Raw genomic sequence first — 18656 nt, forward strand, 5'->3', positions numbered from 1 at the left:
GTTATACAGATGGTAGAAATCAATGACATCTCAAAATCAACAGAATAAAGAACTTCAACGTCGGGTGGAACAGCGTTTACAGGAAATAGAAGCACAAATCAATCCAACTGAAGCACCTGTGATCCAAACTGTCAAGCATAATTCAGAACAATTATCAAAACCGTGGAAAAGAAGATTAATTCTTGGTGCGAAACTGTTTGGACTTGGTGTAGCGACTTTGATTGCGGTGAAAGTTGCTTCGGCTTTAGCAGGAATTATTGTGATTGCTACCTTGGTTTGGGTATCTTACAAACTCTTTTTCACGGGTGAAAAAAAGAAACGTTCTTAATTTGTATAGACTTCTTGCAAAAGTCGTGATTTTCAAATTTTTCTTTGCGCCTCTGCGCCTCTGCGCCTCTGCGTGAGCTTTTCAAGAATATTTTTGGCTACACCAAAGTATTTATGCAAGAGGTCTTATGTAAATATTCAGGATCTCAGACTAAGAAAATCTAACTTCTTTCTACTCCTGACTCCTGACTCCTGACATTTGTATATCCCTTTATTAGATTATCATCATGAGTTATCAAGTTGGCACTGATAGGTTTATTAATGATTTAGAGCGGGTTGCTCAAGTACGTTCAGAAATTTCTGTTTGTTTGAGAGCGATCGCTGATACAATTAATCAAGCGGAATTAGATGGAGATACTTCTTCCGGCAAGCTTAGTTTAGCACGAGATATTGAAGATATAACTGTCGCCAGCAAGAATCTCAGCCAAGGTGTATTTCGGCTTTTGGTTTTAGGGGATATGAAACGGGGAAAAAGTACGTTTCTTAATGCCTTAATTGGTGAAAATTTATTACCAAGTGATGTTAACCCCTGTACGGCTGTCTTAACTATTTTGCGTTATGGTGCAGAGAAAAAAGTCACCGTTCATTTTAATGATGGTAAAAATCCCCAACCCCTAGATTTTCAGAGTTTCAAATATAAATATACTATAGATCCGGCTGAGGCTAAAAAATTAGAACAAGAACAAAAACAAGCCTTTCCTGATGTTGATTATGCAGTGGTTGAGTATCCCTTGGCTTTATTAGAAAAGGGTATCGAAATTGTTGATAGTCCAGGTTTGAATGATACGGAATCAAGAAATGAATTATCTTTAGGTTACGTTAATAATTGTCATGCAATTTTGTTTGTTATGCGAGCTTCTCAACCTTGTACTTTAGGTGAAAGACGCTATTTAGAAAATTATATCAAAGGTAGAGGATTAACGGTTTTCTTTTTAATCAATGCTTGGGATCAGGTGAAAGAATCATTAATTGATCCTGATGATGTGGAAGATTTAGCAGCAGCAGAAGAACGATTAAGACAGGTATTTAAAGCTAATTTAGCAGAATATTGTTATGTAGATGGTCAAGATGTTTATGAAGAACGGGTATTTGAACTTTCTTCAATTCAAGCACTGCGACGCAGATTAAAAAATCCCCAAGCTGATTTGGGTGGAACAGGGTTTCCTCCGTTCATGGGTTCACTGAATACTTTTTTAACCAGAGAGAGAGCGATCGCTGAATTACGTCAAGTCAGAACCTTAGCAAGACAAGCGGTGAATAACACCCGTGAAGCCATTGACAGACGGATTCCTCTACTAGATCAAGATGTGAATGAATTGAAAAAACGCATTGATTCTGTAGAACCTGAATTTACCAAACTCAACAACATTGGAGATCAATTTCAAAAAGAGATTATTAGTACCAGAGATAATCAAGCGCGAACAATATCTGAATCCTTTCGTGGCTACGTTTTAAACTTAGGTAATACCTTTGAAAACGACTTCCTCCGCTATCAACCAGAATTAAATTTATTAGATTTTCTGAGTAGTGGTAAACGGGAAGCCTTTAATATCGCATTACAAAAAGGTTTTGAGCAATACATCACCGACAAATTTGCAGCTTGGACACTCACAGCCGAAAAAGATATCAATTTAGCCTTTAAAGAATTATCTCGTTCTGCTGCACAATATGGCGCATCTTACAGTCAAGTAACCGACCAAATTACCGAAAAATTAACCGGAAATAAAGTTAGAGTCAACACCAATTCTACCACAGAAGACGATAACTCACCCGGATGGGCAAAATGGGCAATGGGATTATTATCTTTATCTAGAGGAAACTTAGCGGGTGTAGCATTAGCAAGTGCTGGATTTGATTGGAAAAATATCCTCTTAAATTATTTTACAGTCATAGGTGTGGGAGGATTAATTACAGCAGTTACAGGGATTTTCTTGGGACCAATTGGCTTTGCATTGCTAGGTTTAGGGGTAGGTTTCTTACAAGCAGATCAAGCACGCAAAGAATTAGTAAAAACCGCTAAAAAAGAATTAGTCAAATATTTACCCCAAGTAGCACACGAACAATCACCCATAGTTTATGAAGGGGTAAAACAGTGTTTTGATGATTACGAAAGAGAAGTAAGTAAACGGATTAATGATGATATCAAATCTCGCAAATCTGAATTAGATAACCTACTCCAACAAAAAGCCACAAGAGAGATTAACCGCGACAAAGAATTAAACCGCTTAAAAACATTACAAGAAACCGTCATAGCACAACTCCAAAAAATTGAAGCAGCATACAGTAACCTATTAGCTTATTACAGCTAACAATTATTAGTAGAGACGAGAATCCCTACCCATGGAACGTCTCTACAGGAATTAGAAAGCAAACATAATATTTAATTTGCGAAAATATCTATTGATAAACTTCTAAAACAATGCAACAACAATATCAACGTTATCAAGAATTAACAAATTCCCTTACATCTGCTTGTAAATTACTAAATTTAGATCGTAAATCACAACTATATCAAGACGTAACAGCTATTTGCAACCATCTAGCAAATCCTAACTTTCAAATAGCAGTATTTGGTCCCTTTAATCATGGTAAATCAACCTTATTAAATGCTATACTAGGAAATAGAACCTTGCCGATTGACTTAATACCTACCACAGGTGCGGCAATAACAGTCAAGTATGGTACTGATATTCGCACTCGAATCATGTTAGTAGATGGTACAGAAATCTACCGGAGTGGTACAGAGGTTTTACAAAAATTCGCTATTTTAGATGGTAACAGACAGATGAGAAGGGATGTTGCATCTGTAGAGGTGTTTTGTCCCCACCCATTTTTAGCAACAGGAGTGGAACTTGTTGATTTACCGGGAACTAACGACAGAGAAGCACAGGATAATTTAGTGCGCGATCGCCTTTTAAACGCAGATTTAGTGATACAATTATTAGATGCTCGTAAATTAATGACCTTGGGGGAACGGGAAAATTTACGAGATTGGTTATTAGATAGAGGGATAAAGACAGTAATTTTTGTCGCTAATTTTCTCAATTTACTTGAACCAGAAGAACAAAAACAAGTTCAAAATCGTTTATTATTTGTCGCAGAAAGTTTTCGTGCTGAATTACCTGCTGGGTTTAGTAATTTATATCGAGTTGATGCTTTACCCGCTTTACGTGCTAGATTAAAAGGTGATGTCACCCTTGCGAGTAGTAGTGGTTTAGAAGCTTTTGAAGCAGCTTTACATAATATAGTCGGAATTTTACAAAAAAACCGTGGGGGTATAAGTTTCCCCAGAGTTCAGGTTATATCGTCTCAAATTCAACCTTTATTAGTAGATAAAATTTATCAAGTTAGTAGTGAAATTAAAATCTTTGATGATAAAGAAAACGCCAAAATAGAAATTAAGCAAAATGCTAAAAACCTAATTCAGCAAGGCTTTAAAACTAGCATTGATCAATTACGTGATTGGTTGTCTTTACCGAAATTGCTGGCAAAATATCAAGCTGATATTTCCATAGCTTTAGCCGAAAATAATTTACCAACTTGGCAAATAAACACTTTAAAAAAAGACTTGAATGTGTTAAGATTAGATGTAATAAAATGGCTATATCAAGCTTTTGATTTTTTCAAAGAAGAACGACCAGAAGATTTATTAATTCCCTATCCTAATTCACCACAATTAAATTTACCGATAAAACCCAATAATAATAGTGATGATTTGAGTAACCCTGGTTCTATCGCAGTTGGGGGTGGTATTGGTTGGTTATTAGGGGGACCTATCGGTGCTGCTGTCGTGGGGAGTATTTCTTATTTATTAAATCAAAATGTGCAGAAACAAGATGAACAATTAAATAAAGAATCTTATCATCAAGAAGTTGCTAAAATTTGCATAGTGGCCGCAGAAAATTATTTATCTGAATTTAGTAGTCAAGGTTTATCTATTTTAGCTGAATATGAATATAAAGCCAGTAAGGTAATCAACTTTGGAATTATTCCCGAACCGCAAGAAATTACTCAAAAACGGGAAAATCTCCAACAGATAAAAAACGGTTTTAATCAATTATTGCAAGAATTACAAAAAGCGAATATCCCGACAAAATATCAACCTTATCAAGAAGCACCTAAATCTAGTAATACTCAACAAAATACTACGAAAAAGGTAGAACCACCGCGTCAACAAGTTCCCCCACCACCACCTCAACAAAATACTCAAAAAGTCAAAGTAGAACCACCGCGTCAACAAGTTCCCCCACCACCTCAACAAAATACTCAAAAAGTCAAATTAGAACCTCCACGTCAGCAGGCTTATACACCCCGACCAAATCCCGCAGATTTAGAGTCAAAGTTTCGTGCTTGGGAAATTGATGAAGAGATAGCGCAAATGAAAGCGAATATAAAATCTTCAGGGAAACAGCAACAAACAAACGCAAGTAAGAAAGCACAAAATCCGCCAAAAACACAAGTAGAGAAAGATAAAATTGCTCGTGCTTATAAAATTTTAGGGTTACAACCTACAGCTTCTTTTGCAGAGGTAAAAAAAACGTATAAAACCTTGGTAAAAAAATGGCATCCTGATTTATTTATGAATCAACCACAAATGCAAAAACAGGTACAAGAAAAGATTCGATTAATTAATGAAGCTTATAATATTTTAGCAGATTTATAATACATGAATGCAATTATAGGCTGAAACCCTTATTAATTCGTTAGTACGAATGTTCACCTTAATATGGGTACAGTATTGACTTAGTATTTAAGATTATGTTATAATTGAGACACCTTAGCAAGATATGTCAAATGTTAATTGAACAAATAAACATATTTTCTAAATAATGCAAATTTAACTTCTGGAGATGTCTAATAATTTTGCTATCTGACAACTCCTAATATTTCGTGAGCTAATCTCTATTTATGAACAAGGAAAATTTATCGGTTTGGAATCCATTTATACCCACTGAGAGAGACATAACTCGTAAGAGTGAATTAGCTCAAAAAAATGCAATTCTAGCAGGAGTCCTAAGTTTTATCTTCCTTCCTGCTGGATTAATTTATTTAAACAGAGCAATTAATCCACTTAAAATTTTTGGTTATACCATTATTTTGAGTGTTTTAGTTAACATGGGTTCATCTTCAAACACTGAAGAAAATTCTACGAACTTCATCTCTTTTTTAGGTATAAGTGCGATTACAGCAGAACAAGTAATTGCTGTCAAGTCTGCACGTCAGAAATTAGGAGGAAAAACAACATCTGTACCAAGTTCAAATTTTGGTGATTCAGTTCAATCTTCTTTAAGTTATAAAACCGATGACAAAGCAGTTAAATTGCTTAAAGAATTGAAGGAAAAATATGAAGCAAATGAAATTTCTGAAGAAGAATTTAAACTTCAGAAACAAAAAATTCTTGATTCTCTCTAGATACATAGCAAAAAATTTAATTATCAGGAGACTCTAATAATGGCTAACTTTTTCAAAAATCTTACTCAATCTTTTGGTGAAGGACTCGCTGAAGCTTCAACTAAAATCTCTATTGATTCTCAGAGACAAAGCGAAATTAATAAATTAGAAACTCAAATCAAAGAAATTGAAATTAAGTTGGAAAAACAATATACTCTACTAGGTCAATTAGTAGCAGATAATCTGCGTAAAGCTGAATCAATTAGTAAAGAAGCTGTAGCAAAATTATTCAATCCGATTGAAAAATTAGATGGAGAAAAATTGGAAACTTTAGAAAAAATAAAGGAATTAAAAGCTAAACAAGCTGAACAAGATAAAGCAGAAGATTTGTTGAGGATAAAGAAAGAAGTTGAAGCGGAATTGAAGAAGCTGGAGGAACTTAAATCTTTAGAAGTTATTGATGAAGAGGAGTTTGAAATTGCTCAAGTTAAATTAAATAAAAAAGTCAATAATTTTGAGAAGTTGTATAGCTTGAAAATTGCTTTTGAGCGGGGTTTAATTAATGAAGAAGAATATACTAAAAGAAAAGCTTCACTTGAGTAGAGTATTTGTGTAAGCTGCATCAAAGTTTTAAACAGGGGTTTAGTATTGTTAAACCCCTATCCCATCTAGATATTAATAATATTTTAAACATTCAATCAAAACCTTATATTAAGCTACGGAAAAATCTGTAAATTGACGATTATCACTTCTTAACCAAAATATACGCATTAGCATATTCTGGTAATTGTCTAATATTCTGATTAAAATCATTTTGATTGTTAAAAATACCCGCCAAAAAATCAAGTTGATAAAGATTAGGTAAAAATGCACCACCTGTATCTGCCATAACTCCCATTTGTAAACGCTTGCGTCCTCCTTGATTATGTTCAATTACAATAATTCTACCTAAACCAATATTCAACACATCACCTGCAAAAGTTACCCCCGGTTTAATAGAGATTTTAGCATTGATATTATATCCATATCCTTTGATAGAATCTACTTTTCTAAAATACCAATAACGCTTTTGTGCTGTGGCTTTTAATCCCCGAACATAAGATATTCCATTGTTAATATCTACATTAAAAAATGCTTTCGTACCATCTGTAAAATTAACTAATACTGTTCCCTGCATCAGTGCTTCTTCTAAACCTGTACGAGTTAAATAAGCTAGAGGTTCAACTTTGCCAAATTCTTTACCACCTGGTTCATAAATACCTGATAAAACATCTTGTTTGGTGTATTTAGTGTAGAATTTATCATCGCTGGAATTTTCTTTTAAGGCATAAATCGGTATATTATATTTAGGGGTTTTTGTCCGAGAACCAGTATGAGTAAAGACAGCATACTTAGTAATTCTTAATTGTTTCTGTTTTTCATTTTCTGGATTGTAAGCGGACCATTTAATTACTCGGAAATTGGTATTAATAAAATTGGAATTTTGTAACCGGCTAGGGCGATTATTGGCGATATCCTCCTTTAAAATAGTAATCATAAAATCCAATGTTTTGAGAACATCTTCTAAAGTAACACCTTGAGTTACTAATAGCCCATTACGTGAAATAGCTGGGTCTTGTTGGGAGTAGTTTTGAAAATATTGTTTCGTATTAGTTAGTACGCTTAATAAATCTGCTTGATTAAAGTTAATTTTCGTATTCGGCAATCTTCCTGGTTTTAAAATTCTACTGCTGTTTACACTATATTTATATTTTTGCCATTCATCAATTACGGAATAAAATACAGATGTATTTTTTTTGATTTGGCCAATATTTCTATTTGTGATTTGCTTAGTAATTAAAGTACCCGATGAGTTTTGTGATTGATCTTCCTTCTGGACAAAAGATATATCTCTTGTATGGTTATTTGCTGTTTTTTGAGCCAGAGAGTGATTAACTAAGTTAACAAATAATAAAGTAGCGATCGCTGCTGTGATTGGGAATTTGTGTTTTAACAAGATATTCATAAGCTGGATGTAAGTTAGGGTAGCTTATAGCAGTAAAGGCAATTATCAATTAGTAACAGATAAATTTAATTTTGGCACTAAATCTTGAAATTTTTCTATGGGTTCATGAAAAATTTCTGAGAAAAGCACTGGAACATACCTGTCAAGCTTCTAGTAAAGTCCTTGAAATGAGTTTCCTGTGGGACAACTTTTTGAGTTTAAGTAGGTATTTATCCATAAAGTATGGGAAAGATGTAAGTATAAAACCCAAAATTGACCTCTGAGATTGATTTTGCGTATTCATTCATCCATCTCTTTTAATGTAGCTAACGCTGAAGGAGACAATCTGCTAAGATATCGGAAGATCCAATATTTGAATATCGTATCTAAAATTACAGGAAATGTAGCGATAAATGTAAATATTGCATTTCTATTAGCTGGTAAACCTAAATGTTCCGCTAATCCTTCTAGAATAATTTCCCATCCATGGGGTGAGTGAAAACCAACAAATATATCTGTAAATAAAATAATTAAAAAAGCCTTGGCACTATCGCTTAAACCATAAATAATTGAATCTATAAAATATTTAACAAAGACAATATCTTTTTTGCTAAAAACAATAACTAAACTAAAGGCAATTAAAGAAATAAAATCAGCAAATAAATTACTAATAGCCTTATTACTTTTATTCCGAAATTCTGCGGCGATCTCAATAGCTTTATTTTTCAATTTTGTTGGTATTATTTCTGGAGAAGTCATTTCTGGTGCTTGACGTAAAAGTTGTTCAAACCTCAATTGTTGTCCATAGATTCTGAATTTATTTAAAGCTTCATTTTCCATATCTAAATTTAAAAAAATTGGTGTTGTCCTCTGACTATTGATATTTATTAAAATAGGAGATACTACAAATTTCTGAGCAAAATTTTGAGTTAATATTGGTATGATTACCAGTAACAATAGAAACTTGATTGCTCTTCTTGTTCTATTTCTGTTGATTCTGTAATTCTTGATAAAATCTTCTTCCGCTTGTGGAGATAGGTTTCTGGTAAGACTATCAATTGTTTTTTCTAGAGATATGGGTATAACGCCATTTTTTTGTTTTATGCCTGTTAATTTAACAATATCTTGATCAGAAGAATTTAGATTTTTGTTAATTAAATTAGCATTTTTATTTTTCTCCATAAAGCCATTGTTAATTAATTCATTGGCTGGAATATATTTTTTGATTACTTCATCAATAAAATTTAATTGCTCCAATAAAATAGACTTTGATGGATTGATGAATGTAATACTTAAATTGAATTGTGCTAACTTTATTTTGATTGTGGCTAAGTTTCTATTTAAATTACCTTGCCAATAGTCCATTACATTTTCACTGTAATTTGCTGATTCGGAGGATATTTTTTTTCCCGAAAACTGTTCTATTTCAATATTTCTTATGGCTTCGGCTGCTTGGTAAGCTGCTAAAAGCGATCTTTCTGGGGTGTCTCTAACCCATTGATAAAATGAGTGCCAGTATTCTGTAAATCTTTGACCAATTGATTCTACTTTCATTATCTGTATTTTATGTTTTAGACTTATTGGTGTTAATAATGATACTTTAAAAATATCCTATTAATTGAATATTAAAACCTTTTTTTATATTTGCACAAAACCTTGTATGATCACATCGGTTAATGTATTCCAACTCTATCAATACTAGCCTATGTCTCTTTCTGCTCAAGGCATCCCCGGATTGCCTGATTTAACCCATCCCCAGGAGTTAGTACAATTTGGGACTCAAGCCCTACAAATTTCACTGTTGTTTGTTGTTTTGGTTATGGCTTTGGGGATAGCGATCGCTCTCGTTAGTTTTTCTTTGCGTCACCATAAATCAGAACAACTGGTTTTTTTTGGAGAATGGGCAATTCGTTATTCTCAATTATTACAGGGACTACAACATTTAGCTCTAATTTTAATTTTGTTAGTAACTGGATTCTTTTTGTGTACAACTTTAGGGAATCGTTATCACTACTGGGAACAGGCTAAGGTTGCACAAGTTGTAGGCAGTGTTGCCGGTGATAAACTTGAACAAATTGCCCCGCAAGTACGTTATATAGCTGAAGAACCATACAGTTACAATACTCAAGTTGATGGCAAGATAATTAAAGTCAATGATACCCAAAAGATCAGTCGTTATTTAACATTAGCCAGTTCACAAATTCAAGTCAAAATTGACAAAAGCGTAGATATTCAAAATCAGAGTTTGATCTATCTTGTAGACTACACTGCTGAATACAAAGTTGTTAATCTACTAAAAAATATTGATCGATTTTTCTTTGAAGCACCGCCTCCCTATGGCTACACGCAGCTTTCTGGTTATAAATTAGAACAGGATGGTACAAGAATCAAACAAACTAATCCTGGTGATTATGGCTTTCCTTTTCGGTTAGCACCAGGGGCAGAAACTAGCTTTAAAGTTACTTATCAAGCTCAGGGGGGTCCACGTTGGGTTTATAACGCTCCCAATCAGTTACTTTCTCAATTTCGTTTGAGTGCGATCGCTAATTTTAGTCCAGTAGATCCCGCTAGTGGAGTAGTACCAAAATATATTAAAGTAGAAGGCAATACCACTCAATTTACTTGGGTATTTGATGAAAATGTTTCTGTCAAAAATCCATTTGGCGTATTTACAACTAGCAGACCAATTGGTAAAACTGGTATTATTCCCCGGTTGTTACTGTTAGCCCCGTCCTTGTTTTTGTGGTGGATATTACTGCTATATTTATCCCTACCAATGAGTTTAAAAAACATAGCTATATCTGGGGCAGTTTTCTTCGCTTGCATACTCAGTTTAACCTATATGGCACGGTTAATAAATGCTGAATTAGCCTGGATGTTCATTTCCCTAATTTTCATCAGTTTAACATGGGGTCTAGGGTCAAATCGTCGCGCTTCTTTTGCTGCAATCATCTGTACTATTAGTGGGGCTATTTTACCCGTTTTTGGTTTATTAATCCCATTTAGCGGTTTGACTCTTAGTCTTGCAGGTTTATTGTCAGCCGTTTGGTTAGCTATACTTCATTGGTATAATTGGTATAATTTAGCAATTGAAGATTAATCTAGTACATGGAGTGAGAAAATATAAAATTTCACTCCATTAATTATTTAAAATTTAATTATTTGGTATTATAATATATTCTACTCTGTTCCAACTCTAAAAATAATAGTTACTCAGAGTTAAGAATAAAGTTAAAATGAAATATAAACTGGCATATACTTATGACTCTAAAACTTATAACAGCGAAAATTGAAAATTTTAAAAGCTTAGGAGATGTTGAATTGAGCTTTAGAGACTTAACTGTTATAGTAGGTTCTAACTCTAGCGGCAAATCCAATTCTTTAGAAGCCTTAAAATTTACTAAAAATCTTCTTGTATCAGATTCACTGTCAATGGAATATATTCAAAAAGCGATCCGATTGGGAACTCAGAATATCTGCTTAACTATAGTTGTAGAAAATGATGGAGATCAGGCGCAATATAGTGTATGTGTAGCATCAAATAAGAAAAAAAATTGGATTGCAAGCGAAACATTGATAGTTAATGGAACAGAAGTTATTAAAATAATTAATGGTAAAGGAGAAGTAAGTGATGAAGATGGAAAAAATACTCAAAAATATAAATCTGATCCTGAAAATATAGAGAGTTTAGCATTGCGCTTTGCTGGCAATTTTGGGAATAAACCTTTCACTGAAAAACTAGCCACCTATATTAGAGAATGGGAGTTTTATGATATAGATCCCAGTAGTATAAGACTATATGAAAAATTTAATGAATTATTTAACTTTAAAAGTAAAGTACCAAGTCTTGATGATGACGCTAGTGACATTCAAGAAGTTTTAGATTACTGGGCTAAAAATCAAATAGATACCATTGAAAAAATTAGTAAAGAACTAGAAATCTGTCTCAATATTAAGTTAGATATTGACGGAGAGAAAGATCAAAATATCAAGTTTTTAGAAGGTGATGGTAAGAAAATGCCCTTAGTAAGTATGTCTGATGGAACTTTGAGATTAATTGCTTATTTAACATTGCTTTATCAAGAAGATGCAAATATGCCTACATTGATTGCAATTGAAGAACCTGAACGTAACTTTCATCCAGGAATTTTGAAAGATATTGCTTCTATAATGAAAAGATTATCTAAAAAAACTCAAGTTGTCTTTACAACCCATAGTTCTCAACTACTAGATTCATTTTCTCCAGAAGAAATATCATCAGAAATATCAGTAATACTTTTGAGTCAAAAAAGTGGTTTAGGAACAACAGCTTGTTTACTAGATAAACTAACTGAAAATCATGATGATATTTCCGATTGGATGACTGATTTTGGCATAGGTAGCGCAATTTATCATAGTAGTTTAATAGAAGGAATTTTAGCTAGTTAATATGCCTAGTGTTAGTCTTTGGGTACCGGAATCTGACTATGATAGAGATGCAGTCTCATGTATTGCTCAAAAAATAGTTGAATATTATAAATGCGAGAATTTGAACATTAAGTGTGTAGGTAAAGCAACTTATAATGATGTTGCACGAAAACCTGATGGACTACAGAAAGCAGTTAATACTTATCTTAAAAAAGATCAATTAGTTATCTTTCTTTTAGATTCAGATGGTATACAGTCCCAAGCTCAAAGACAGAAAGAACCAAATTCTCTGATTAACCGAATCCAAGAAGTTGTTAATTCATCTGGAGGCCGAGTTAAACTAATTTTTATGGTTCAAGAGCTTGAAGCGTGGTTATTAGTAGATTGTCTGGGTATCTGTTGCTATTTTACAAAAAATGATAAAACTAGACAGGAGAATAAATGGATAAGTTTTACTAGAGGTATTCAACTTGGTCAAACAGATTTAATAGCTGAAGCTGAATCTGGAGGTAAAGGTGCAAAGGAATACTTAGTCAAGATTTCTAAAGAAATTTTAATCAAAAAAAATCCTAATTTAAAAGATAAACATGAGAATTTAAAGAAACTTAAATATGATGAAAATGAATCTCATGAAATTGCCAAATTTATTGAAATTAGTCATCAAACTATTACCAGAAATCAATCTTTAGCAGAATTTGCCAAGACATTGAAAGAGGTGGGCATTGCCCACCCTACTATTAATTTGGAAGATGATAAAGGAACAGGTATTTTCTGATTTATGGATATGGTTTCTGTGCATATTATCATAAAATACCATTTTCTTAATCGTCCTCATACTCCACCCAAGAATTAGGAGTTTCTGACACTGCGACCTTGAGTTTTACATCCAGTGGTAATTGCTTCTTCGTTACATCATAAATATATTTGGCAATCATCTCCGCCGTGGTTTCGTATTCAGGAGGTAAAACTTCGTTAAGTACACAGTGATCCAGTCCTCCCTGTGTTACATCTTTTTTAGCCCAACGTAAAGTTTTAAAATCAGCAACCATGACTTCATGGGGACAATACTCAGAAGAATGTAATTTAGATGATTTCGCTTGCACTCGCACCTTATAGGTATGACCGTGCATTCTCCCGCAGGGTCCATTATAATCTTTAATGTAGTGGGCGCTATCAAAGCTAAATTCTGTGATTAATTTCCATTTTGGCATCTTGAATATCACCTGCTATATAAAGACTAGACAAAGCTAGACATTTACTTATTACTTTAATAGGAGTGGTTATTTCACCCTGGGGAAGGTAAGCTAGGATCAGCTTACACGCTTTAGGTAAAGCCACTATTGTAGCAACCTTCAAAGTGGTTAGGACATCAATTCTTAGCGCAGTTTGGCGTAAGCTATTTATGAAGCTGCTTTCACAACAGGGTTTTACTCCTGACTCTAGATTTTGGGGTAGAGGATATTTGGTTCCGGTCTGTGAGATATTTCTATGATGACTCAAAAATTTTTAGTAATCAAAATCATGTTATGTTAAACAATATTATCTTTACATCAAATAAGTAAAACAAATTACACAGTTAGGAGTGGTTAATTGCTGCCTGTAAATCAATATCGCAAGGGGCAACCAATTACTTGTTAGTTCGCTATACTGAAGTGTTTATATTGAGCATAGCAGTATTATTCATATATCCTAGTCACTTGACTTGAGTAACATAAATATAGCTTTGTCGTTATAGTGGTAATTATTTGTAGTGGCAATCACATAGGTACTTTGTTAAATAGTATTTACTCTGATATTAATTACTTAAGTATGCCAGAAAAAGAGCGGGAAAAAATACGTCACTGGTTGGTTGTCCAAGACCTGCAAGGACAGCGAATCATCCCCCTACTAGAGGCAACTTACTCTCTTGGGCGAGATCCTAGAAACGCAATTGTACTTAATTCTCCATCTGTATCAAGACAACACGCGATTTTATTGCGAGTGACTGTTCCTAAAACCGATCAATATAGTTTTCGGATCATTGATGGTAATTTCAAAGGGAAAAGAAGTACCAATGGTTTATTTGTAAATGGTACTAAATGCTTCGCTCATCATCTTCAGCACGGAGATATAATAGCCTTTGGCAATCCACATATTTATGCTAAATATCATGCAATTTCTAGCTGCTCAGAGCAAGCTATGTCTGAATTGAGCATGATCAAGTTATCAGATTGTTTGCCAGGAATAGAAAATCCATTTAACTCGGTTTTGCCAAATAATATCGTTGAAAATCCTGAAGAAGCAGCTTTAACCCGCCTAGCATCCTTTCCAGAACTGATCCCCAATGCCATCATCGAAATGGATTTAGAGGGAACGATCACATATCTGAATCCGGCCGCAGCACTAAAATTTCCCCATTTAAGGGAATTTGGCAAAGAACACCCTATTTTAGCACAATTGCTGAACATAGTTGAAACTCTGGAAATAAATTCCTTTGTGCGAGAGGTAGAAATTAATGGCGAAATTTTTGAACAATCCGTTCACTATTTACCGGAGAGCGAGTTAATTAGAACATTTATTATTAGAGAAATTACTGAACAAAAAAAAGCCCAAGCAGAATTAAAGCAGCGCGATCGCTTACTTCAAGCAGTCGCTGAAGCCACTAATTATCTACTGGCTGAAATGGACTACGACAAAGCCATAGAAAAAGTCCTGGCCGTGTTAGGAGAAGCTGCCAATGTAGATCGTGTCTACCTTTTTCAAAACCATCCCCATCCAGTCACAGCAGAAATGGCAGTCAGCCTGCGATTTGAATGGACAAAAGCTGGTATAGAAACCTCCCGTCACCATTGGCAAAATCAGTCTTATCAAACCTCTGGCTTAAATCGCTGGTATGATCACCTATCCACAGGTCAGTCGATTAACGGACTCACCCAAACCTTTCCCCCTAGTGAAAAACAGCTTTTAAACCAACATAATATTCAATCTCTACTCCTAGTATCGTTACGACTAGAAGAAAAATTTTGGGGCTACATTGGTTTTGCCGACTGTACCTCAGAACGTTATTGGTCAAAGCATGAAGAATCTAGTCTCTTGACCATGGCCGCTAGTATCAGTGGTGTTCGTCAGCGCCAGCAAGTCGAGGAAAAGATGCGCTATCAGGCACTTCACGACTTACTCACCGGATTACCCAATCGCCGACAATTTAATGATTTACTTGCCAAAGCCATATACAAAGCAATTCTCAATCAGCAAAGTCTAGCGGTCATCTTCCTAGATTTGGATCGATTTAAAATCATCAATGATACCCTGGGACACACCATAGGAGACGAATTATTGCAAACCGTAGCCCATCGTCTCACGAAGTGCATCAGTCCTGGAAACATCCTTGCCCGTTGGGGAGGTGATGAATTTACCATTCTGCTATCCCAGATTATTAATAGTGAACAAGTAACTCAAATAGCTCAAAAAATTTTACAAGCTTTAGAACATCCCTTTTATCTCAACGAACATGAGCTTTATGTTAGTGCAAGTCTCGGCATTTCCTTACTCGACGAAAGCAGTCCTGATGCAGAAACCCTAATTAAACACGCCGATGCTGCCTTATATTACGCTAAAGATGAAGGACGAAATAACTACCAATTTTATAAAAAATCTTTAAATACTAAAACCCCTGAGCTATTAAGTTTAGAAAAAAGTCTGCGCCATGCTTTAGACAAAGACGAACTAAAAGTTTACTACCAACCTCAAGTCAACATGGTTTCAGGCAAAATTACTGGCATGGAGGCTTTGCTGCGTTGGCATCATACTGATATGGGAATCATCGCTCCCAACGTCTTTATTCCCCTAGCTGAAGAAAATGGATTAATTATTTCCATAGGGGAATGGGTAATGAGAAAAGCCTGTATTCAAAATAAAGCCTGGCAAGCAGAAGGATTACCTTTTATAACTATGTCTGTTAATCTTTCTCCTAAACAGTTTCGACAACCAAATCTACTAAAAACAGTAGCTGGAATCCTCTCGGAAACCTCACTAGAACCACAATTTTTAGAGTTAGAAATTACTGAAACAACTGCAATTGAAGATATAAGCTTTACCCAAAATCTATTAAAGAATTTGGAGAAGATGGGGGTACATATATCCATTGATGATTTTGGAACTGGTCATTCTTCCCTTTCTCGGTTACAGGTGTTACCATTTCATAAATTGAAAATAGATAAATCGTTTATTCAAGAATTAACCAAAGATGAAAAAGTGGCTTTTATTGTCAAAGCGATCGTTAACTTAGGACAAAGTTTGGGTTTAAAGATCACGGCTGAAGGCGCGGAAAAAGTAGAAGAAATAGAATTTTTACGTTCTATTAACTGTGATGATGTCCAAGGATTCTTTTTTTACAAAGCCCTCTCTGCCCAACAAGCTACAGAAGCTTTACGACTTAATCATTATTTAAGGAAAACATAAGACTCGTTATAATGAGAGTTAAATGATTTACAATTACTTAGTGTTAGGATATAGAAAATTATAAAGGTTAAGTGAAAGGATGTTTGAAAAGTCTCTCATGGTGTATCAAACAGTCTTAGATATCCCCTGATCCCCTTGATCAGGGAGAATAGATCGATCAACTTTTCCCTTTTTCTACCCAGGAAGACCATCCCCAAAATAATTGAAGGGGGATCAGTCACATCTAATATTGTGTTAATACTGAATTTATGCAAATTCCAGGCACACCACTTAATGAAGTAGATAGACTAAAAAAACTTAAAAGTTATCAAATTCTTGATACTCCTGATGAAGATAGATTTGACGATCTCACGGCTCTAGCAGCCTATATTTGCGGCACTCCCATTGCTTTAATTAGTTTAATAGATAGTAATCGTCAATGGTTTAAATCAAGGGTAGGGTTAAATGCCAAAGAAACGCCCAGGGAGTTGGCTTTTTGCGCTCATGCTATACTTGAACCAGATCAGCCACTAATTGTTCCCAATGCCTTAGAAGATAACCGTTTTTCGAGTAACCCATTGGTTATGTCTGATCCAAATATTCGGTTCTATGCAGGAACTCCTCTAGTGACGGCCGATGGTTATGCCCTTGGGACTTTGTGTGCAATTGATACAATTCCTCGAGTTCTTAGTCAAAAACAGATTGAGGCATTAGAAAGATTGGGTCGTCAAGTCCTCACACAAATGGAATTAAGAATTAATTTAGTCAAATTACAACAAAATATTAGTCAACGTCAACAAATAGAAGAAGAGTTGCGTCTTGGTAATAAAAATTTACTTCGCATTTTGCAGAAATTAAGACAGACTCAAACACAACTAATTCAAGCAGAGAAAATGTCTAGTTTGGGACATTTAGTTGCAGGAATAGCCCATGAAATTAATAATCCGATCAATTTCATTCACGGAAATCTTAAACACCTCAATCGTAGTGTGAAAGAATTGTTAGAGTTAATTAGTCTTTATCAACAGGTTTATCCTAATCTAGATCCTGAGATTCAAAAGAAAGCTGAAGCTATTGATTTATCCTTTCTGATTGAAGATCTACCTAACATATTGGCTTCTATGGATATCGGGACTTCCCGTATCCAGCAAATTGTGATCTCCCTGCGTAATTTTTCTCAATTAGATGAAGGTGAGAAAAAAGCTGTGAATATTCATACTGGTATTGATAGCACGCTATTAATTTTACAGCATCGACTAGAGGAACTGCCAAATCGTCGGGGTATAGAAGTTATTAAAAAATATGGTAATCTTCCTTTGGTAGATTGCTATCCTGGGCAATTAAATCAGGTTTTTATGAATATTTTGAGTAATGCTATTGATGCTTTAGAAGATAAATTATTCCAACAAGCTAAAGAAAATATTAAGCCAACTATTAAAATTATAACTGAATATTTAAATTCAGGATATGTTGTGGTGCGGATTACTGATAATGGTTTAGGAATCCCAGAAAATATTAGTAGCCATATATTTAATCCCTTTTTTACAACTAAGTCGGTCGGGAAAGGGACTGGTTTAGGTCTTTCTATTAGCTATCAAATCGTGGTTGAAAAGCATGGGGGTGTATTAAAATTTGCAACTAATGAGGGAGAAGGGACGGAGTTTTGGATTCAAATTCCCTGTGCTAAGAAGGTGGTAGAGGGAAGTGGGCAGGGAATGGGTGACAGGTGACAAAAGGAAGTTTGATCACTTAATTCTGTATTACCCATTACCCATTCCCTATTACCGATTACCTATAAATTAGGCAATATCATCGCGTTCAATATATAAAAATAAAAACGCGAAGGTTGCTGCTGGTACAACTAGACCAGTTAGAGGAACGAAGATTGAGGGCAAGAATGAAGAATAAGCCAAAATAGAAGGCAAGAATGAACTTGACATAACAAATTTCCTGTTAGGTTACACGACAATTCAAAACGAGCTTACTGCAAAACTCAGCCTCATTTCCGAAAATCTCAAGATTTTTAACACAATCAGGAATAGGAGGGCAGGGGGCAGGGGGCAGGGGGCAGGGGGCAGGGGGCAGGGGGCAGGAGGCAGGAGGCAGGAGGCAGGAGGCAGGAGGCAGG

At 34.8% G+C, this 18656-nt stretch carries 14 protein-coding genes; 10 read left to right on the top strand and 4 right to left on the bottom strand.

Annotated features, from left to right (window positions below):
* Window positions 1-22 precede the first annotated feature (22 nt).
* The 5 genes from VB711_RS03905 (at window position 23) to VB711_RS03925 (ending at window position 6321) form a co-directional block, all read left to right on the top strand.
* Window positions 23-328, top strand: a complete 306-nt coding sequence (locus VB711_RS03905) for a hypothetical protein (protein ID WP_323284398.1) — start codon at window positions 23-25, stop codon at window positions 326-328.
* Window positions 329-554: 226 nt separating this feature from the next.
* Window positions 555-2636 (top strand): dynamin family protein, encoded by a 2082-nt coding sequence (locus VB711_RS03910; RefSeq protein WP_323284399.1) that lies wholly within the window; start codon window positions 555-557, stop codon window positions 2634-2636.
* Window positions 2637-2746: 110 nt separating this feature from the next.
* Window positions 2747-4990: a dynamin family protein gene (locus VB711_RS03915; RefSeq protein ID WP_323284400.1), complete on the top strand. Its 2244-nt coding sequence runs from the start codon at window positions 2747-2749 to the stop codon at window positions 4988-4990.
* 245 nt (window positions 4991-5235) lie between these two features.
* Entirely contained in the window at window positions 5236-5739 is a 504-nt protein-coding gene (locus VB711_RS03920; protein ID WP_323284402.1) for an SHOCT domain-containing protein, read from the top strand.
* Window positions 5740-5778: 39 nt separating this feature from the next.
* The gene (locus VB711_RS03925; protein ID WP_323284403.1) at window positions 5779-6321 is read left to right on the top strand and encodes a hypothetical protein; all 543 of its coding nucleotides are present in this window, start codon (window positions 5779-5781) and stop codon (window positions 6319-6321) included.
* Between the two features lie 142 nt (window positions 6322-6463).
* Here VB711_RS03925 and VB711_RS03930 read toward each other — a convergent pair whose 3' ends face one another.
* Together VB711_RS03930 and VB711_RS03935 are read right to left on the bottom strand one after the other, a co-directional pair.
* Window positions 6464-7723 (bottom strand): hypothetical protein, encoded by a 1260-nt coding sequence (locus VB711_RS03930; protein WP_323284404.1) that lies wholly within the window; start codon window positions 7721-7723, stop codon window positions 6464-6466.
* A gap of 279 nt (window positions 7724-8002) precedes the next feature.
* Window positions 8003-9256 (bottom strand): proton extrusion protein PcxA, encoded by a 1254-nt coding sequence (locus tag VB711_RS03935; RefSeq protein WP_323284405.1) that lies wholly within the window; start codon window positions 9254-9256, stop codon window positions 8003-8005.
* A gap of 151 nt (window positions 9257-9407) precedes the next feature.
* Between VB711_RS03935 and VB711_RS03940 the strand changes: the two genes are divergently transcribed.
* The 3 genes from VB711_RS03940 (at window position 9408) to VB711_RS03950 (ending at window position 12884) form a co-directional block, all read left to right on the top strand.
* Window positions 9408-10802, top strand: a complete 1395-nt coding sequence (locus VB711_RS03940) for a hypothetical protein (protein ID WP_323284406.1) — start codon at window positions 9408-9410, stop codon at window positions 10800-10802.
* 161 nt (window positions 10803-10963) lie between these two features.
* Window positions 10964-12130 (top strand): AAA family ATPase, encoded by a 1167-nt coding sequence (locus tag VB711_RS03945; RefSeq protein WP_323284407.1) that lies wholly within the window; start codon window positions 10964-10966, stop codon window positions 12128-12130.
* A gap of 1 nt (window position 12131) precedes the next feature.
* Window positions 12132-12884, top strand: a complete 753-nt coding sequence (locus VB711_RS03950) for a hypothetical protein (RefSeq protein ID WP_323284408.1) — start codon at window positions 12132-12134, stop codon at window positions 12882-12884.
* A gap of 46 nt (window positions 12885-12930) precedes the next feature.
* Here VB711_RS03950 and VB711_RS03955 read toward each other — a convergent pair whose 3' ends face one another.
* The gene (locus VB711_RS03955; RefSeq protein WP_323284409.1) at window positions 12931-13320 is read right to left on the bottom strand and encodes a 6-carboxytetrahydropterin synthase; all 390 of its coding nucleotides are present in this window, start codon (window positions 13318-13320) and stop codon (window positions 12931-12933) included.
* A gap of 598 nt (window positions 13321-13918) precedes the next feature.
* Between VB711_RS03955 and VB711_RS03960 the strand changes: the two genes are divergently transcribed.
* Window positions 13919-16549, top strand: coding sequence for an EAL domain-containing protein (locus VB711_RS03960; protein ID WP_323284410.1), 2631 nt, complete (start codon window positions 13919-13921; stop codon window positions 16547-16549).
* A 248-nt stretch (window positions 16550-16797) separates the two neighbouring features.
* Window positions 16798-18258, top strand: coding sequence for an ATP-binding protein (locus VB711_RS03965; protein ID WP_323284411.1), 1461 nt, complete (start codon window positions 16798-16800; stop codon window positions 18256-18258).
* Window positions 18259-18327: 69 nt separating this feature from the next.
* Here the strand turns inward: VB711_RS03965 and psaI are convergent, their stop codons facing one another.
* A complete protein-coding gene (psaI, locus tag VB711_RS03970; RefSeq protein ID WP_323284413.1) occupies window positions 18328-18468 on the bottom strand; it encodes a photosystem I reaction center subunit VIII in 141 nt (46 codons plus the stop codon).
* Window positions 18469-18656: the final 188 nt, after the last annotated feature.

The sequence above is a fragment of the Cronbergia sp. UHCC 0137 genome, assembly GCF_034932285.1.
Lineage (GTDB): Bacteria > Cyanobacteriota > Cyanobacteriia > Cyanobacteriales > Nostocaceae > Cronbergia.